Below are 15,670 nucleotides of genomic sequence, written 5' to 3' on the forward strand. Positions count from 1 at the left end.
CCGCCGACCGTACTTCCTACACCTGCAGCGGGAGGAACAGAGACTCAAGGGGCGTGGTGCTCACCCGGTCCGTATCAGATCCCGGAATGGGATTCGCTCCGGACCTGGTTGCGGGCCTCGGCCAACATGCCCTCACGAGTGGCGATCTTCACACGCTCACGACCCTGCGCCTCACCAAGAACCTTCTCCGCCACCTCGACCCGGTGATAACCCTCCCAATCCGCGTAGTCAACGCCCTTGGACTCAAGGAGATCGACGATCGAGCCCTCATCCGGATACACAGGCTCAGTCAACACACCCGCGGCACGATCATCAAGAATATGCCCGATCGTCTCCAAAGCATCGCCCTTCGTATGCCCGATCAACCCCACCGGACCACGCTTGATCCACCCAGTCGCATACACGCCCTGAACCACATCCGCCTCGGCAGAGGACACCTGATCGTCGGAATCGACGACACGACCCTCATGATTCGGAATCACACCCTTACCCGCGTCGAAGGGCAACTGCGGCAACGCGGTACCCGCATACCCCACCGCCCGGTACACAGCCTCGAACTCCCAGTCGTGGAACGTGCCGGTACCGAGGACCCCACCCGAACCGTCCAGCTCCATCCTTTCCGTGCGCAGACCCATCACACGATCCTCCCCGAGAACGGCCACCGGCGCATGAAGGAAGTGCAGATGCAGACGACGCTTAGCCCCGACAGGTTCACGCATCGTGAAGTCAGTCAGCGTCTTCGCAACCTGCTTAGTCTGATTGCTGGCTTCGATCGCCTCCAACGACCCGTCATCGAACTCAAAATCCTCCGGATAGACGATGAGGTCGACATCCTTGACATGCCCCAACTCGCGCAGCTCCAAGGGAGTGAACTTCGCCTGAGCCGGCCCGCGCCTGCCGAACACATGCACATCGGTCACCCGCGATGACTTCAACCCCTCATAGACATGATCGGGAATCTCCGTCGTATGGAGATCATCGGGCTGCTTCGACAACACCCGCGCCACATCGAGGGCCACATTGCCATTGCCGATGACAGCAACCTTCTCCGCCTCCAAAGGCCACGTCTGGGCCACATCCGGATGCGAGTCATACCAATTGACGAACTCCGCAGCCCCATACGAACCAGGCAGATCCACACCAGGAAGACTCAACGAAGCATCGACGAAGCAACCGGTCGAGAAGACCACCGCATCATACCGATCGGTCAACTCCTCCAAGGCGATGTCAACACCGTACTCCACATTCGAAAACAGACGGATGTCACCCCGATCGAGGACCTTGATCAACGCATTGACGATACCCTTGATCCGCGGATGGTCCGGAGCCACCCCATAGCGGACAAGTCCGAACGGAGTCGGCAGACGCTCGAAGAGATCAATACTGATCTCGAAATCACGCTCGGCCTTGGTCAGCAGATCGGCCGCATAGATCCCGGCAGGGCCGGCACCCACGATAGCCACTCGGAAGGGGTTCGTCGTCATGGTTCTCCTCAGTTGTGGGCGGGGAAGCTGTTGTCGGTAATTCAGCCGTTGGCAGGTGGGTCAGCCGTCGTCGGTGTTCTGCGGTGGCAGTGCCGCGATGTAGGGATGGTCTCCGGCGATGACGCCGTGGGCCGCGGCTCCGCCCGGGGACCCGATGTCGTCGAAGAAGTCGACGTTCGCGGAGTAGTAGGCCTCCCATTCGTCGGGGACATCGTCTTCGTAGAAGATCGCCTCGACGGGGCACACCGGTTCGCAGGCACCGCAGTCGATGCACTCCTCGGGGTGGATGTAGAGCGAGCGGTTGCCCTCGTAGATGCAGTCGACGGGGCATTCGTCGATGCAGGCCCGGTCCTTCAGGTCGACACAGGGCTGAGCGATGATGTATGTCATGGATTCCTCATGAGCTGCGGCTCGGCCTCCGAGGCCTCACCGAAGGCTGCGATGGCGTAGGGGCTGTGGGTCACGACGTCGCCGGCGACGACGATGGCCGGGGAGCGGACTCCTCGACGGGCGGCCTGGGAGGCGATCGTGTGCAGCGTCCCGATCGTCACCCGCTGTCCCTCGCCGAATCCGTCCTCGATGATCGCGACGGGGCAGTCGCCTCCGCGAGCACCTCGGGCCAGGATCATCGCCGAGTGGGCCAGAGTGCCGATGCCCATGAGCACGACGACCGTGTGATCGCGTCCGCCGCCGAGTTCGCTGAGCTGATCGTGGCCGGTGATGACGGTATAGGCGGTGGCCGAGCCTCGATGGGTGAGCGGGATGCCGGCAACCGCCGGCACCGAGTTCGCGCTGGTGACACCCGGCACGACGTGAACCTCGATGCCGGCGTCATCGCAGTGGGCGACCTCTTCTCCCCCGCGGCCGAAGACGAAGGGATCTCCGCCCTTGAGCCGAACGACACGACGGCCCAGCCGTGCCTGTTCGACGAGGATCTCGTTGATGCGCGACTGCGGCACCGGATGGTGTCCGGGATGTTTGCCGACGTCGATGATCTGGGCGTCGAGGGCTTCGCCGCGTTCGGCTTCGAGCTGGTCGACGATGCTGCGCGCGCCGAGGCGATCGGCGACGATGACATCGGCCGTCTCCAGTGCACGCAGACCCTTGACGGTGAGCAGTCCCAGATCGCCGGGGCCCGCGCCGATCAGCAGCACACTGCCAGGTGCCTGGGGCGTGAAGAGACTCATGTCCGACCTGCTTCCGGAGTGTGGATCCCGGCAGCCACGGTCGCCCCCGACTGAGCATCGATGATGAGGAAGCCCCCGGATCGACCGTGCTCACGAAAGTCCGCGAGCGGAAGCGGGGAGGCCAGCTTGAACTCGGCGAACCCGATGTCATTGCCGGCCAGCACCTCGGCGTCCTCGGTCTGCGAGGTCTGCAGGTTCTGCTTGGATCTGATCGTGACGATCCCCTTGACCGTCATCGTTCCGGCCTTGACGAGCACCCGATCGCGGCTGCGCAGTCCCTCCGCGGTGAACGGGAAGACCTCGGCGCACACCGTCTTGCGCGGCTGGGGCAGTGAGCCCGCCGCGGCCAGGACGGTGCCGCGTGCGGTGTCGATGTCATCGGCGAGCCGCAGCGCCACCGACAGCGGCGCACCCGCGCTGTCCAAGGGCCCGTCCGCGGTGTCGATTCCCACGACCGTGGTCCTCACCCCGGCCGGGTGCACATCGATCTCGTCGCCGAGGTGGATCCTCCCGGACGTCACCTGACCGGTCACCGCCCGGTAGTCCCGGTACTCGTCGGGTTCGAGGCCCGGTGCCAGGCCGCCCTGCGGGCGCAGGACCGACTGCACGTCGAGGCGGAAGGGCTCAAGGTCGGCCGTGTCCTCCTCCTTGCTGGGCAGGGTCTCGAGGAGTTCGAGCAGGGCCGGGCCGGTGTACCAGGGGGTGTTCGCCGAGGTGGCCGCGACGTTGTCGCCGGACAGTGCGGAGACCGGTATGAGGTGAGGTGTGTCGAGTCCGATCTCTCCGCTCAGCGCTTCGATCTCCGCCTCGACCTCGGCGTAGGCGAGGTGGTCGTAGTCGAGGAGATCGATCTTGTTGATCGCGAGGATGACGTGCTGGATGCCCAGGCGTTGGACGACCGTGAGATGGCGGCGGGTCTGCTCGGTGGCTCCGGCGCGGGCGTCGATGAGGACGACCACTGCGTCGGCGGTCGTGGCCCCGGTGACCATGTTGCGTGTGTACTGGACGTGTCCGGGGCAGTCGGCGAGGATGAACGACCTCTTGTCGGTCGCGAAATAGCGGTAGGCGACGTCGATCGTGATGCCCTGTTCGCGTTCGGCCCGCAGGCCGTCGGTGAGCAGGGCGAAGTCGAACTCTCCCCCGACGAATCCGCGTTCCGCACTGGTGCGCGTCACGGCTTCGAGCTGGTCGGCGAGGATCGCCTTGGAATCGTGGAGCAGGCGGCCCACGAGGGTGGATTTGCCGTCATCGACGGATCCGGCGGTGGCGAAGCGCAGCAGGGTCTTCGTGGCTGTCGCGGCGGTGGTGTCGGGTGTCGTCGTCATCAGAAGTATCCGTCCTTCTTTCGGTCCTCCATCGCCGCTGCCGAGATCCGGTCGTCGGCGCGGGTGGCTCCGCGTTCTGTCACGGTGGTCACTGCCACCTCGGCGAGGACGGAGGCGATGTCGCCCGCCTCCGATTCCACGGCGCCCGTGCAGCTCATGTCGCCGACAGTGCGGTAGCGCACGGACTTGCTGACCACGGGTTCCTCGGGCCGCGGGACCGAGAACTCGCCTGTGGCCCACCACATTCCGTCCCGGTTGAAGACTTCGCGTTCGCGGGCGTAGTAGAGGTCGGGAAGTGCGATGTCCTCCCGTTCGATGTAGCTCCACACGTCGAGTTCGGTGAAGTTCGAGATCGGGAACACGCGGACGTGTTGGCCGTTCACATGTCGGCCGTTGTAGATGTTCCACAGTTCGGGGCGCTGATTGCTCGGATCCCACTGCCCGAATTCGTCGCGCAGGGACAGGATGCGCTCCTTGGCGCGAGCCTTGTCCTCATCCCGGCGGGCTCCGCCGAACACTGCGTCGTAGCCGCCTGCGGCGATCGCGTCGATGAGCGGCCCCGTCTGCAGGGTGTTGCGGGTGCCGTCGGCACGTTCGCGCAGGCGTCCGTCGTCGATGTAGTCCTGGACCTTGGCCACGCTCAGGTCGATGCCGTAGCGGGCGGCCGTCTCGTCGCGGAACTTGAGGATCTCGGGGAAGTTGTGGCCGGTGTCGACGTGGAGGAGCCCGAAGGGGATCTTCGCCGGCCAGAAGGCCTTCGCCGCGAGGTGCAGAACCGTGACGGAGTCCTTGCCGCCGGAGAACAGCAGCACGGGCTTCTCGAATTCGGCGGCGACCTCGCGGATGATGTGGATCGCTTCGGATTCGAGGACGTCGAGGGTGGACAGGGGTGCGTGATCGATGCTCATACGTGCAGCCCGCATTCTGTTTTCGAGGTTCCCGCCCAGCGGCCGGCTCGGGGATCCTCCCCTTCGGCCACGGGCCGGGTGCAGGGCTGGCAGCCGATGGACGGGTAGCCCTGCGACAGCAGTGGATTGACCGGCACGTCGAAGGCTCGTGCGTAGTCGAGGAGGTCGTCGAAGGACCAGGCGGCGACGGGGTTGACCTTGACCAGTCCGTTCTTGTCATCGAAGGTCACCAGAGGGGTGTTCGCCCGCGTCGGCGCTTCCTCGCGGCGGACTCCGGTGAACCAGAGTTCGTAGCCTTCCAACGATTTCTTCAGGGGTGCGACCTTGCGGCGGGCGCAGCACAGACCGGGGTCGCGATCGAACAGCTCGGCACCGAATTCGGCGTCCTGCTCGGCCACGGTCTGTTCGGGCAGGACGTCGACGATGGTGACGTCGACCTTCCTGGCCACCTCGTCGCGGGTGGAGTAGGTCTCCGAGAAGTGGTAGCCGGTGTCGAGGAAGAGGACGTCCACGCCTGGCTGGTACTGGGCCACGTAGTGCGGCAGCGCGGCGTCGGCCATCGAGCAGGCCACAGCGCAGGCGGAGGTGTCGAAGTTGCGCGAGACCCAGCGGATGACGTCGGCTGGGTTGGCCTCGGCCACACCGCTGTCGGCATCGCCGCCGAGTTCCTTCGCGCCTGCCTCGGCGAGGACCTTGAGCTCGTCGACGCTGCGCTTGCCGGCCCGCGGGCTCTCTGCTGCGTGCGAGTCTGTGGTGGTCATACCAGCTCCTCGTCCTCGACGCGGTGGGCCCATTGGGAGAACGTCTCGGTCTCGGATCGTCCGTCGAGGAAGCGACGGACAAGCTTCTCGACGTACTCCTCGAGACCGTCGACGGTGACCTTGAGCCCGCGCACGGTGCGTCCCAGACCGGCTTCGTCACGATCCTTGGATGCCAGTCCCCCGCCGACGTGGACTTGGAAGCCGGGGACCTGTTCGCCGTCGTCGGTGGTCACGATCTGGCCCTTGAGACCGATGTCGGCCGTCTGGATGCGGGCGCAGGAGTTCGGGCAGCCATTGAGATGCAGGCTGATGGGGTGGGGCAGGTCGATGTCGGCCAGACGTTCTTCGAGTCGGTTGACCGCGTCGATGGCCGTCTGCTTCGTCTCGACGATGGCCAGCTTGCAGTATTCGATGCCCGTGCATGCCATGACCGATCGCCGGAACAGGTCCTTGCGGCTGGACAGCCCCAGGCCGTCGAGCCGAGCGACGACATCATCGAGATCGGACTCGTCGACGTCGAGGACGAGGATCTTCTGGTGCGGGGTCAGCCGGATGCGGTCGAGCCCGTACTCTTCGACCAGGTCGGCAATCTGGTGGAACAGACTGCCGGAAGCACGCCCGGCAACCAGAGTCGTGCCGATGAAGTGCTTTCCGTCCTTCTGCCGGTGGACGCCCACATGGTCGCCGGCGACCATGGGCTTCGGCGGGGCCGGGCCGTCCGCGAGTCGGTAGCCGAGGTACTCGGTTTCGAGGACGTCTCTCAGCTTCTCGGGCCCCCAGTCGGCGAGGAGGAACTTCATCCGCGCCTTGTTGCGCAGACGCCGGTAGCCGTAGTCACGGAAGATCTCCGTAACGCCGAGCCAGACATCGACGACCTGGTCGGGGGCCACCCAAGCACCGAGGCGTTCCGCAAAACGCGGGACGACGGACAGTGCCCCGCCCACCCACAGGTCGTAGCCGACGCCGTGGTCGGGATGTTCGACGGCGACCAAGGAGCAGTCGTTGATCTCGTGGACGACGTCCTGGCTGGGATGGCCGGTGATCGCGGTCTTGTACTTCCGCGGCAGGTTCGACAGGCTCGGATCGCCGATGTATCGACGGGTGATCTCCTCGATCGCGGGAGTGGGATCGATGAGCTCATCGGCGGCGATGCCGGCCACGGGCGAACCGAGGAAACCGCGGGGCACATCGCCGCAGGCCTCCGTCGTCTGCATTCCCACGGCTTCGAGACGGCGCCAGATCTCGGGCACGTTCTCGATCTCGACCCAGTGCAGCTGGATGTTCTGACGGTCGGTGAGGTCCGCGGATCCATTGGCGAAGTCGTCGGCGATCTGGGCGATCGTGCGCAGCTGCTCGAGGTTGAGCCGTCCGCCGTCGGTGCGGATGCGCATCATGAAGTATTCGTCCTCGAGCTCGTGAGGCTCGAGCTTGGCCGTGCGTCCTCCGTCGATGCCGGGCTTGCGCTGGGTGTACAGCCCCCACCAACGAAAACGACCATGAAGATCGTCCGGATCGATCGAGGCGAAACCGTGCTTCGAGTACACCTCTTCGATTCGGGTACGCACGTTGAGGCCGTTGTCCTCAGCCTTGTCGACTTCGTTTTTGTTCAACGGTTCTGATCCGTCGACCTTCCACTGTCCGTTGGACTTCTTCGAGCGTGACGGCCTCGCAGAACCCCTGGACCCCGGGCTTTGCCTGACTTCATCTACCTGTGCGGACACGATCGCCTCCAAACGCTGCGGTGAACCTGTGGTGTGTCACGCTACAAGAGATACAGATTGCTCAACAAATCGAGCTTCCCAATCGTGTCGTTTCATGACGCACGACGTCATAAGTCAGACGATGACGAACCGAGTCGAGGAGACCGGCGTCGAGTCAGAGCGCAGAGACGACCCGGTCGCGAACGATGTCGACCAGCAGGGACGGGGTTTCCGCGCCGTCATGGAGAAGTGGTGGGGCAAGGAGGTCGTGTGACCCGGCGATGAGCGTCTCGGTCAGGTCCTGGAAGAACCCCGGGGCCAGGAGGTAGCTCGCGAGCACCACTCGCCCTCCCGTCCGCCGTTTCTGCTCAACAATGTCGGTCAGGCGGTCGCCCCCGCCGGCGTGGAACCCTGCGATGACGGGCCTCGAGAGCTCGCGAGACAGGGAATCGGCCATCTCCAGGCAGGCTTCGTTGGCCCTGTCGTCACTCGATCCTGCGGCCGCGAGCACCACCTGGTCCTCGTCATCGAGCTCCGGCAGACGCGCGGCCAGAATCCGGGCCAGGCGTGGATCCGGCCCCAGGGTCGGCGTCAGTCGGATATCGCGGCTCTCGTCGCCCCCTCCCGCGTCGAGCACGTCGGCTCCTCCCGTCTCGAGCCCGTCGCGCCCTCCCGCCTCGGGCCGACCAGCTCCCCCCGCCTCGGGTGAACAAGCACCTCGCGCCTCGGATCCGTGAGCGCCTCGCGCTTGCCTCACGGCTTCGGTCAGGTCGACGTGCACGTGATACCCCGGGGAGAGCAGCAGAGGCACGAGGACCACCGGGGATTCGTGCGGCAGGGCCGCGAGCACCTCGGCGACGTCGGGGTGCTGGACATCAACATGGCCGAGCATGACCTCCTCGGCCAGCCCGCGGGAGATCAGGTCCTCGGTGACGGCGGCGGCGAGCGCCTCGATGACCCTACGTCCTTCTGCCGAGGATGTGCCGTGGGAGATGAGACCGATCGTCGGCAGGGGCATTCAGATCACTTCCAGTGGTGTCGGCGAAGTCGGCGCGGGGAAGTCGCGATCGATGTCTGCAAGATCATCACTCGTCAGCTCGATGTCGACTGCCGCGGCGTTGGCACGGACATGCTCGGGGCTCGAGGCCTTCGGTATGGCGATGACGTCTCCGGACCGCATCGCCCACGCCAGCAGGACGTGGGCGCTGGTGACGCCGTGACGACGGGCCACCTCGGCGAGGGTGGGGTCCTTCAGCAGACGTCCCTGTTCGACGGGCGAGTACGCCATCGTCGTGATGTGCGGGCGGCTGCTGCGGTGGGCGGGCAGAAGGTCGAACTCCGGTCCGCGGCGGGACGGATTGAACAGAACCTGGTTGACCTGCGGCACCTCGGGCAGAGCCGCGATCTCGTCCGAGTCGAAGTTGCTCACACCCCAGGTGCCGATCAGTCCCCGATCGCGGAGACGCTCGAAGGCGGCGATCGTCGCGTCCACGGGGTGGGCGCCGGGCCAGTGGAGGAGGTAGAGGTCGATGTGCTCGGTTCCGAGGGCATCCAGGGACCGTTCGCAGGCCTCGATGGTCCCGGCTTCCGAGGCATTCGCGGGCAGCACCTTGTCGACGAGGTACACCTCGTCGCGGACAGGTGCGATCGCCTCCCCGACGAGGTTCTCGGACCGGCCGGAACCGTACATCTCCGCGGTGTCGATGAGGCTCATGCCAAGTTCGATGCCTTCGCGCAATGCCGCGATCTCGGTGGCTGCCCGAGCGGGGTCGTCGCCGAGGTGCCATGTGCCCTGACCGAGGAGCGGAAGGATCGTGCCGTCTGCCGATGTCGTCGTGGGGATCATCCGGTCATCGTAGTCGAGTGTGGGCGATGACGGATGTGCCTGGATGGACACATGTGTCTCCGGATCCGAACAGCGCCATCCTTCGCAGTCGGTGCAGTGATGGCAGAATCGACTGTGAACGAACAACGCCCGTGATCCCATCACCGACCTTCCCTGAGGAGCATGACGATGAAACCGATGCCCAAGGCCGCAATCTCACCCCGTACGATCATTGCCGGTGCCGGTATCGCACTCGCCCTGGCCTTGACCGGCTGCGGCGGCGGGCAGCCGGACGAGCCGTCGCAGAAGACCGATGAGGCTGCGCAGAGCGAGGAGTTCGGAGACTCGGGCGGCATGCAGGGCGAAGCTGCGCCGAGCGAGTCCGCGAGCGCGCCGGCGGCCGATCCGAGCGAAGCAGCATCCGAACCGAGCGAAACCACATCCGAGGACCCGTTTGCCGATGCCGCGAAGGCCACCTCGTGGGCCAGCGACGACGGGATCAAAGTCGACGAGGAAGGCGATGGAGTGATCCCGACGGCATCTCTTGAGGCCGACCTCGACGATCTGTTCACGAACAAGTTCGATATGAAGGTCAAGAAGGTCAAATGCCGTGACGATATGAAAGTCATGGATTGGTGGGGCCTGACGAGCTGCGAGGTCCACACGAAGAAGAAGACCTACTTCGGGTCGATGACACTCGTTGACCACAAGGAAGAGATGATCAAATACGAGGTCAAGTTCCCCGGTGTGGACAAGAGCGAAGTCGACTTCTGAATTACTTCACAGACAAAGGCGGAACCTATGCCGAATCCCACCAGTCCAGGACTCGGGCGGCTTGAAAAGTCACCCACTTCGACGGCTCGCCGGTGGGAGCATCAACGTGAAACCAGACGTCGCCGTCCACCCTGTGCCCTTGGAGCCAGGCCCCATCGGATTGACGCTGGGACCTGATGGCTTCGATGGCCTCGTTCATGCGTGAGTCGGGCGAGGTTTCGTCTGCGGCTGCCGCCGCCCGAAAGTAGCCGGCCGCGGCAAGCACGTGGTAATACGCCCGCCGAGGATGGGCGAGGCTGAATACGCGAGAGCAGAAGGGGTTCCCCGTCGACAGCCGACGGAAGAGTTCTCGACGCAGCAGGTATTCCTCTCCTCGGGCACGAGCAGCCGCGACCCGCTCCCAGTCACCGGTGCGAACCTGGTAGTCGAGGAGCCCGATCAGGGCATTGAGCGTGGAATGGTAGGAGGCCACCGTCGACCCGTCCACCCACTCGCAGTTCCAGCCGCCGTCGTCGAGCTGGTGGTCGAGGAACCAGTCGACGATCCCGTCGACGTCGGCCCCGAGCCAGAGGCCGTTCGAGAGAGTCATCGCATTGATGCACACGTCGACTTCCCCTCCCCAATAGGGCATGTCCTCGTATTCCCACTTCACCGGCGCCAGCTTCTCGGCTGTTCCTTCCAGCGCCGAGGCGGGAACTCCCCAGTCGCGAAGCTCGTTGAGCGCCCAGGTGGTGGCCGTCCACGGCTGCGGACCCTCGCCCCGGAAGTCGGATGGGAAGTACGCACCTCCGGCCCACTGCCCGTCTGCGTCCTGGTGGCTGAGAAGCTCATGGCCGAAGCCCTCTGCGACGACCCGTCTCCGGGTCTCCTGCCAGGTGTCTTCCCCGATGCCCAAGAGGTCGCGCTCGACCTGCCAGCGCAGGGCAGGGTCGGAGTCCAGAAGCCAGTCACTGAGCCGTGTGTCAATCATCGTTGATTCCCCACCTTGAGATTGGCTCAATTATATGTCCGGCGAGGAACGTGAAGATGAATTGTTCCGATTTCGTGGGGTTCACCGGCGCACAGCAGCAGTTTGACAGGTAATCTTGTCAAATTATGAAGAAAGCACGATCCCCGCGACAGCGCAGTCGCAGAGAAGCCATCACCGTCCTGGTCGTCGTCTTGTGCATCCACTGCGGATTCAAACTGCTCGGCTGGGCCTCACAGGAGCAGTCGTGGTGGCAGGTCGTCCTGGTCGCTCCGGTCTCCGCGGCGATCTACTGGGCCTTGGCCAACTCGTTTCGGAACTTTGCCGAGGATGACTTCACCTCACCGGCGAAGAGCGAGCCGTGATCGCCCGCCGGCAGAAGATACGAAAACTCCCCCACCGGACCATATGCCCTGGTGAGGGAGTGAAACCGTAGCGGGAGGGGGACTCGATCCCCCGACCTCACGATTATGAGTCGTGCGCTCTAACCAGCTGAGCTACCCCGCCCCAGCACCGCATTTTAAGCGGCACGAGAGCCCCGAAAGGGATTCGAACCCTTGACCTTCTCCTTACCATGGAGATGCTCTACCGACTGAGCTATCGGGGCAACAGGTAAGAATTTACACGGGTTCGAGCGACCGGGGCAAATCGCGTTTCGGTGACGTCACTCACAAGCCGCCCGAGCTCACTTGACCGGATCGAAACGACCCGCCAGGAACCCCTGCAGGCGACCGGGCTGATTGGTGATGATGCCATCGACTTCGGCGTCGAGGAGTTCGCGCCACTCGTCCATGGTGTTCGCCGTCCAGACGAAGACACCGAGGTCGTTGTCGCGGATCTCGGTGACGACGGACCGACGCATGGAGAACCCCTTGAACGAGGGGTTGATCGCCACCGCCCCCAGCGCCCGGGCGAGCTCGATGTCCTCGGGGCGCGGGACCATGCGCAGAAGGAACCGCGAGACCATCGGCAGCATGTCACGACACGCGGCCAGCGTCTCGGTGTTGAACGACTGGACGACCATCCGGTCGGCGGTGCCGGTCTCGACGACGAGCTCGGAGATCCGGGCCACCGCTCCCGAGGTCCACTCCCCCTTGAGCTCGAGCAGGAGCTCACCGCCACGGTGCTCGATATCGCGCATCACTGCCGACAGCGTGGGAACCCGGACGCCGGTGAACCCCGGCCCCATCCAGGACCCCGCATCGACGAAGGAGAGCTCCTCCGCCGTCAGGTTCGCGACGGGACCCTTCCTGTTCGTGGTCCGGTCGAGGTCGGGATCGTGGAGGATGACCGGGACCCCGTCGGCGCTCGTCGAGGTGTCGACCTCGATGAAGTCCACGTCGAGGGCACGAGCGGCGTCCACCGCCGCCAAACTGTTCTCCGGAGCTACCGCAGAGTAGCCGCGATGGGCGATCACCAGGGGGCGCTTCGACGTACCGGGGCGTTCGGGGATCCCCCGCTCGTGCAGGAACTGCAGAAAACTCATACGCCCAGACTATGCCCTGCCGAAGGGCTCGCCTCAATCCGAACCCGTTCCGCCACCGCTGACGACCCGAGGAACGATCAAGCGACCCTGCCATGAAGAGGTTTCACTATCTTGAATGTTGAGAAGCACTTGGGGCGATGACGGGAACAGGCAATAGCGTACTGTTCTGTGAGTTACTTCATATCCTGGCCTCTGAAGTCTTGACCGCCTCCGAAGCCTTGACCCCGAACTCACCGTCATGACATCTCACCGTTGAAAGGATCGCCATGGAAGCAATATTTGCGGCCGCGATCGTCCTCGCCTTCATCGCCGTCGGCGAACTCGTCTCGATCTGGTCCAAGGCCCGCGTGCCCAGCCTGCTCGTGGCGATGCTCGGCATCTTCATCTTCGCGAAGATCGGAATCGTCCCGGACTCCGTGGTCGACGATTCCATGCTCGTCCAGATCTACACGATTCTGGTGGCGCCCCTGCTCTTCCATATGGGTACACTGATCCCGCTTCGCGTGATGCTCAAGCAGTGGCGCTCGGTGATCATTGCCGTCTCCGGCATGATCGTCGCCGTTCTGCTCATCCTCGCGGTCGTCGCTCCGCTCTTCGGCTTCGAGACCTTCGTCGCCGGGTCCGGTCCGCTGGCCGGCGGCATCGTCGCCACCGGCCTCACCACCGAAGGACTGACGGCCCATGGGGCGGCCTCGGCGATCATCGTCCTTCCGGCACTCGTACTCATGCTGCAATCGCTGCCATCGATGCCGATGACGAACTTCTTTCTGCGCCGCTACGCCACCAAGCTGCGCGACAGCGGCGAACTCCACGAACTCGCCCAAGCCCACCAAGAGGAGGAGGAGGAGGCAGCTGCGAAGAAGAAGCTCGTGACCCTGCCTCAGTTCCTCGTCGACAACCAGCTGTTCATGCTCTTCCTCATCCTCGTCGGCGGATCTCTGGCAACGCTCATCGAGATTCCGACCCACATCCCCTCCTCGATCGTCGCCCTCATCCTCGGCATCCTCGCCACCTGGCTCGGACTCTCACCCGACAAGGCGATGGAACGGTCGAACTCATTCGGCGTCGCCATGTCGGGCGTGATCGCGATCGTCATGGCCCCACTCGTCGCGGCCTCGGTCCAGGACGTCATCAACGCCTTCGTGCCGACCGTGACGATCCTCATCGTCGGCGGCATCGGCATCATCGGCGGCGGCTACATCGCCACGAAGCTTCTCAAGTGGAAGGCCCCGCTGGGAATGTCGGTGGCACTGACCGCGATGTACGGGTTCCCCGCCGACTACCTGCTGACCAATGAGGTGGCCCGCTCCATCGCACGCGACGACGATGAGAAGGAAGCTCTTCTCAACGTCATGCTCCCACCGATGCTCGTCGGCGGCTTCACCTCGGTATCCGCCGGCTCCGTGGTCATCGCCAGCGTCCTTGTCAGCCTGCTCTGAGGCACCCGCCTCACTCCCATCAAACCCCCGTCAGGAGACGTGGTCATATGCCGGAACTTCTCGCCCAGGCGAGCGCCCTCCTCCCCCAGCTTCAGGATCTCCGTCGCCGCCTGCACGCCCACCCGGAGGTCGGCTTGGACCTTCCACGCACACAGGCCGAGGTCCTCACCGCGCTCGAGGGCCTCGACCTGGAAATGAGCACGGGAGTCGAAACCACTTCAGTGGTGGCGGTCCTGCGTGGCAGGCACCCCGACAGGCCCACAGAGCCTCCCGCGGTGCTCCTGCGCGGGGACATGGATGCTCTGCCCATCGAGGAGCTGACCGACGAGCCGTTCAGAGCGACGAACGGAAACATGCACGCCTGCGGCCACGACCTCCACACCGCAGGACTCGTCGGTGCCGCGAAGCTGCTGCACGCCCACCGCGACGAGCTGACCGGTGATGTGGTGTTCATGTTCCAACCCGGTGAGGAGGGGTATAACGGCGCGTCGGTCATGATCGGCGAGGGCGTTCTCGACGCCACGGGTACACGGGCGGTCGCCGCATTCGGCGCTCACGTCCACATGGGTCCCAGGGGCGTCGTCACGACCAAGCCCGGGACGCTGCAGGCCGGGTCCAACGTCCTGAACATCACCCTCCACGGACGTGGGGGCCACGGGTCCCAGCCGCAGTCGGCCGTCGACCCGGTCCCTGCCCTGGCCGAACTCGTCACCGCCCTGCAGAACATGGTCAGCCGGCGCATCCGCACCTTCGACCCGATCGCCCTGTCCGTGACACAGCTGAAGGCGGGCGAGGCGGTCAACGTCATCCCCGCCTCGGCGAGCTTGGGGGCCACGGTCCGCACCCTGTCCCAGGAGTCACTGGACATCGTCCGGGCCCGATCGAAGCAGCTGGCCCGGGGCATCGCGGAGGCCCACGGATGCACCGCCGAGGTGGACTTCGAGGTCCAATACCCCGTGACCGTCAACGATGAGGCCGAGACCGCATGGGCGATCGATCAGGTCCGCGGCCTGCTCGGTGAGGATCGGGTGGAGGTCGCGCCGTACCCGATCATGCCCAGCGAGGACTTCTCCTTCGTGCTGCAGGAGGTGCCGGGCACCTACATGATGCTCGGCGCCAGACGCACCGATGTCCCAGAAGAACGGCAGGGCGACAATCACTCCCCCTTCGTCGTCTTCGACGATTCCGTCCTCGGCGAGCAGGCGGCTCTGTTGGCACACCTGGCCATCGAACGGCTGAGTCAGGAGCTCTGACGCCGCTTCCTCTGCCACCACCGCCGAGGCTGTTCCCGGCTCTCCCTCTGACCATCGTTGGGGGTCGGGGTCGGGTTCGTCGTCTGCTCGCGTGTGGCCGCTCGGCGCCGACGCCAGGCGATGACCTCGTCCTCGACCTTGCGGGGCGGGGTGAATACGGGCGGTCCCTCCCGCAGATCCATGATCGCGGCGCGGACGCGGTCGTTGAAACCGGCGAGATACTCACGGACCTGAGTCTCTGTTGTGAAGGCATCGAGGGTGTCTTCGAGGACGGCGTTCTCCTTGCGCAGCTGGAAGGCCGCAGGTGCGACGCCGTTGAGCTCCTCGCGGTCCATCTTCTGCTTGATCCACCAGTCGGGGTCCTCGGAGTTGTGGAGACCAGTCAGGGGCTTTCCGAGGCCGGGGAGATCGTCGAAATCGCCACGTCTGATGGCGGCGTCGAGCGCGGATTCGACGATCGCATTGCGATCCTCGAGCGAGTTCATCCGGCGTGGGGCTTCATCCTCATTCATCGCGGTGCCTCCATTGCACTGTCCTGCGCACTTTTTCACACGTTATAGA

At 64.8% G+C, this 15,670-nt stretch carries 16 protein-coding genes and 2 tRNA genes; 4 read left to right on the forward strand and 14 right to left on the reverse strand.

The genetic code is table 11. The features are described from left to right. Positions 1–74 precede the first annotated feature (74 nt). The 9 genes from BKA07_RS16450 to BKA07_RS16490 form a co-directional block, all read right to left on the reverse strand. The gene (locus BKA07_RS16450; protein ID WP_167951935.1) at positions 75–1,484 is read right to left on the reverse strand and encodes an FAD-dependent oxidoreductase; all 1,410 of its coding nucleotides are present in this window, start codon (positions 1,482–1,484) and stop codon (positions 75–77) included. 60 nt (positions 1,485–1,544) lie between these two features. Then, on the reverse strand, positions 1,545–1,874 hold the full coding sequence (gene fdxA / locus BKA07_RS16455; RefSeq protein ID WP_167951937.1) for a ferredoxin: 330 nt from the start codon (positions 1,872–1,874) through the stop codon (positions 1,545–1,547). Further along, complete coding sequence (gene cobA, locus BKA07_RS16460) at positions 1,871–2,671, reverse strand: uroporphyrinogen-III C-methyltransferase (RefSeq protein WP_167951939.1); 801 nt, start codon at positions 2,669–2,671, stop codon at positions 1,871–1,873. The genes fdxA and cobA overlap by 4 nt, the downstream gene beginning before the upstream one ends. After that, positions 2,668–3,996, reverse strand: a complete 1,329-nt coding sequence (locus tag BKA07_RS16465) for a sulfate adenylyltransferase subunit 1 (RefSeq protein ID WP_167951940.1) — start codon at positions 3,994–3,996, stop codon at positions 2,668–2,670. Before BKA07_RS16465 ends, cobA begins: the two co-directional genes overlap by 4 nt. Further along, on the reverse strand, positions 3,996–4,904 hold the full coding sequence (cysD, locus tag BKA07_RS16470) for a sulfate adenylyltransferase subunit CysD (RefSeq protein WP_209044005.1): 909 nt from the start codon (positions 4,902–4,904) through the stop codon (positions 3,996–3,998). The genes BKA07_RS16465 and cysD overlap by 1 nt, the downstream gene beginning before the upstream one ends. After that, positions 4,901–5,665 (reverse strand): phosphoadenylyl-sulfate reductase, encoded by a 765-nt coding sequence (locus tag BKA07_RS16475; protein WP_167951943.1) that lies wholly within the window; start codon positions 5,663–5,665, stop codon positions 4,901–4,903. Before BKA07_RS16475 ends, cysD begins: the two co-directional genes overlap by 4 nt. After that, positions 5,662–7,398 carry a nitrite/sulfite reductase gene (locus tag BKA07_RS16480; protein WP_209044006.1) on the reverse strand — a complete coding sequence of 579 codons (1,737 nt, stop codon included), beginning with the start codon at positions 7,396–7,398 and terminating at the stop codon, positions 5,662–5,664. Before BKA07_RS16480 ends, BKA07_RS16475 begins: the two co-directional genes overlap by 4 nt. A gap of 142 nt (positions 7,399–7,540) precedes the next feature. Further along, positions 7,541–8,383: a sirohydrochlorin chelatase gene (locus tag BKA07_RS16485; protein WP_167951945.1), complete on the reverse strand. Its 843-nt coding sequence runs from the start codon at positions 8,381–8,383 to the stop codon at positions 7,541–7,543. Next, positions 8,384–9,262 (reverse strand): aldo/keto reductase, encoded by an 879-nt coding sequence (locus tag BKA07_RS16490; protein WP_342449107.1) that lies wholly within the window; start codon positions 9,260–9,262, stop codon positions 8,384–8,386. A gap of 111 nt (positions 9,263–9,373) precedes the next feature. Between BKA07_RS16490 and BKA07_RS16495 the strand changes: the two genes are divergently transcribed. Then, positions 9,374–9,964: a hypothetical protein gene (locus BKA07_RS16495; protein WP_245161989.1), complete on the forward strand. Its 591-nt coding sequence runs from the start codon at positions 9,374–9,376 to the stop codon at positions 9,962–9,964. A gap of 25 nt (positions 9,965–9,989) precedes the next feature. Here BKA07_RS16495 and BKA07_RS16500 read toward each other — a convergent pair whose 3' ends face one another. After that, complete coding sequence (locus BKA07_RS16500; RefSeq protein WP_167951946.1) at positions 9,990–10,934, reverse strand: squalene cyclase; 945 nt, start codon at positions 10,932–10,934, stop codon at positions 9,990–9,992. Between the two features lie 125 nt (positions 10,935–11,059). Here BKA07_RS16500 and BKA07_RS16505 point away from each other — a divergent pair, with 125 nt between their 5' ends. Beyond that, on the forward strand, positions 11,060–11,296 hold the full coding sequence (locus tag BKA07_RS16505) for a hypothetical protein (protein WP_167951947.1): 237 nt from the start codon (positions 11,060–11,062) through the stop codon (positions 11,294–11,296). Positions 11,297–11,364: 68 nt separating this feature from the next. Here BKA07_RS16505 and BKA07_RS16510 read toward each other — a convergent pair. From BKA07_RS16510 to BKA07_RS16520, 3 genes are all read right to left on the reverse strand, one after another. Next, positions 11,365–11,438, reverse strand: a tRNA-Met gene (locus tag BKA07_RS16510). A 27-nt stretch (positions 11,439–11,465) separates the two neighbouring features. Further along, positions 11,466–11,538: transfer RNA gene (locus tag BKA07_RS16515), tRNA-Thr, on the reverse strand. Positions 11,539–11,616: 78 nt separating this feature from the next. After that, positions 11,617–12,417 carry a glycerophosphodiester phosphodiesterase gene (locus BKA07_RS16520; protein ID WP_167951948.1) on the reverse strand — a complete coding sequence of 267 codons (801 nt, stop codon included), beginning with the start codon at positions 12,415–12,417 and terminating at the stop codon, positions 11,617–11,619. A gap of 266 nt (positions 12,418–12,683) precedes the next feature. On the opposite strand from BKA07_RS16520, the gene BKA07_RS16525 reads away from it, so the two are divergent. After that, on the forward strand, positions 12,684–13,856 hold the full coding sequence (locus BKA07_RS16525; RefSeq protein WP_167951949.1) for a hypothetical protein: 1,173 nt from the start codon (positions 12,684–12,686) through the stop codon (positions 13,854–13,856). 47 nt (positions 13,857–13,903) lie between these two features. Continuing rightward, positions 13,904–15,109 (forward strand): M20 metallopeptidase family protein, encoded by a 1,206-nt coding sequence (locus tag BKA07_RS16530; RefSeq protein WP_167951950.1) that lies wholly within the window; start codon positions 13,904–13,906, stop codon positions 15,107–15,109. Here the strand turns inward: BKA07_RS16530 and BKA07_RS16535 are convergent. Then, positions 15,097–15,621 (reverse strand): DnaJ family domain-containing protein, encoded by a 525-nt coding sequence (locus tag BKA07_RS16535; protein ID WP_167951952.1) that lies wholly within the window; start codon positions 15,619–15,621, stop codon positions 15,097–15,099. The genes BKA07_RS16530 and BKA07_RS16535 overlap by 13 nt on opposite strands. Between the last annotated feature and the right edge of the window lie 49 nt (positions 15,622–15,670).

The sequence above is a fragment of the Brevibacterium marinum genome, assembly GCF_011927955.1.
Taxonomy (GTDB): Bacteria; Actinomycetota; Actinomycetes; order Actinomycetales; family Brevibacteriaceae; genus Brevibacterium; species Brevibacterium marinum.

Excerpts from the sequence above, each read along its gene's own strand:
- BKA07_RS16450 (WP_167951935.1), bottom strand. The coding sequence starts at position 1,484 with ATGACGACGAACCCCTTCCGAGTGGCTATCGTGGGTGCCGGCCCTGCC.
- fdxA (WP_167951937.1), bottom strand. The coding sequence starts at position 1,874 with ATGACATACATCATCGCTCAGCCCTGTGTCGACCTGAAGGACCGGGCC.
- cobA (WP_167951939.1), bottom strand. The coding sequence starts at position 2,671 with ATGAGTCTCTTCACGCCCCAGGCACCTGGCAGTGTGCTGCTGATCGGC.
- BKA07_RS16465 (WP_167951940.1), bottom strand. The coding sequence starts at position 3,996 with ATGACGACGACACCCGACACCACCGCCGCGACAGCCACGAAGACCCTG.
- cysD (WP_209044005.1), bottom strand. The coding sequence starts at position 4,904 with ATGAGCATCGATCACGCACCCCTGTCCACCCTCGACGTCCTCGAATCC.
- BKA07_RS16475 (WP_167951943.1), bottom strand. The coding sequence starts at position 5,665 with ATGACCACCACAGACTCGCACGCAGCAGAGAGCCCGCGGGCCGGCAAG.
- BKA07_RS16485 (WP_167951945.1), bottom strand. The coding sequence starts at position 8,383 with ATGCCCCTGCCGACGATCGGTCTCATCTCCCACGGCACATCCTCGGCA.
- BKA07_RS16495 (WP_245161989.1), top strand. The coding sequence starts at position 9,374 with ATGACGATGAAACCGATGCCCAAGGCCGCAATCTCACCCCGTACGATC.
- BKA07_RS16500 (WP_167951946.1), bottom strand. The coding sequence starts at position 10,934 with ATGATTGACACACGGCTCAGTGACTGGCTTCTGGACTCCGACCCTGCC.
- BKA07_RS16505 (WP_167951947.1), top strand. The coding sequence starts at position 11,060 with ATGAAGAAAGCACGATCCCCGCGACAGCGCAGTCGCAGAGAAGCCATC.
- BKA07_RS16520 (WP_167951948.1), bottom strand. The coding sequence starts at position 12,417 with ATGAGTTTTCTGCAGTTCCTGCACGAGCGGGGGATCCCCGAACGCCCC.
- BKA07_RS16525 (WP_167951949.1), top strand. The coding sequence starts at position 12,684 with ATGGAAGCAATATTTGCGGCCGCGATCGTCCTCGCCTTCATCGCCGTC.
- BKA07_RS16530 (WP_167951950.1), top strand. The coding sequence starts at position 13,904 with ATGCCGGAACTTCTCGCCCAGGCGAGCGCCCTCCTCCCCCAGCTTCAG.
- BKA07_RS16535 (WP_167951952.1), bottom strand. The coding sequence starts at position 15,621 with ATGAATGAGGATGAAGCCCCACGCCGGATGAACTCGCTCGAGGATCGC.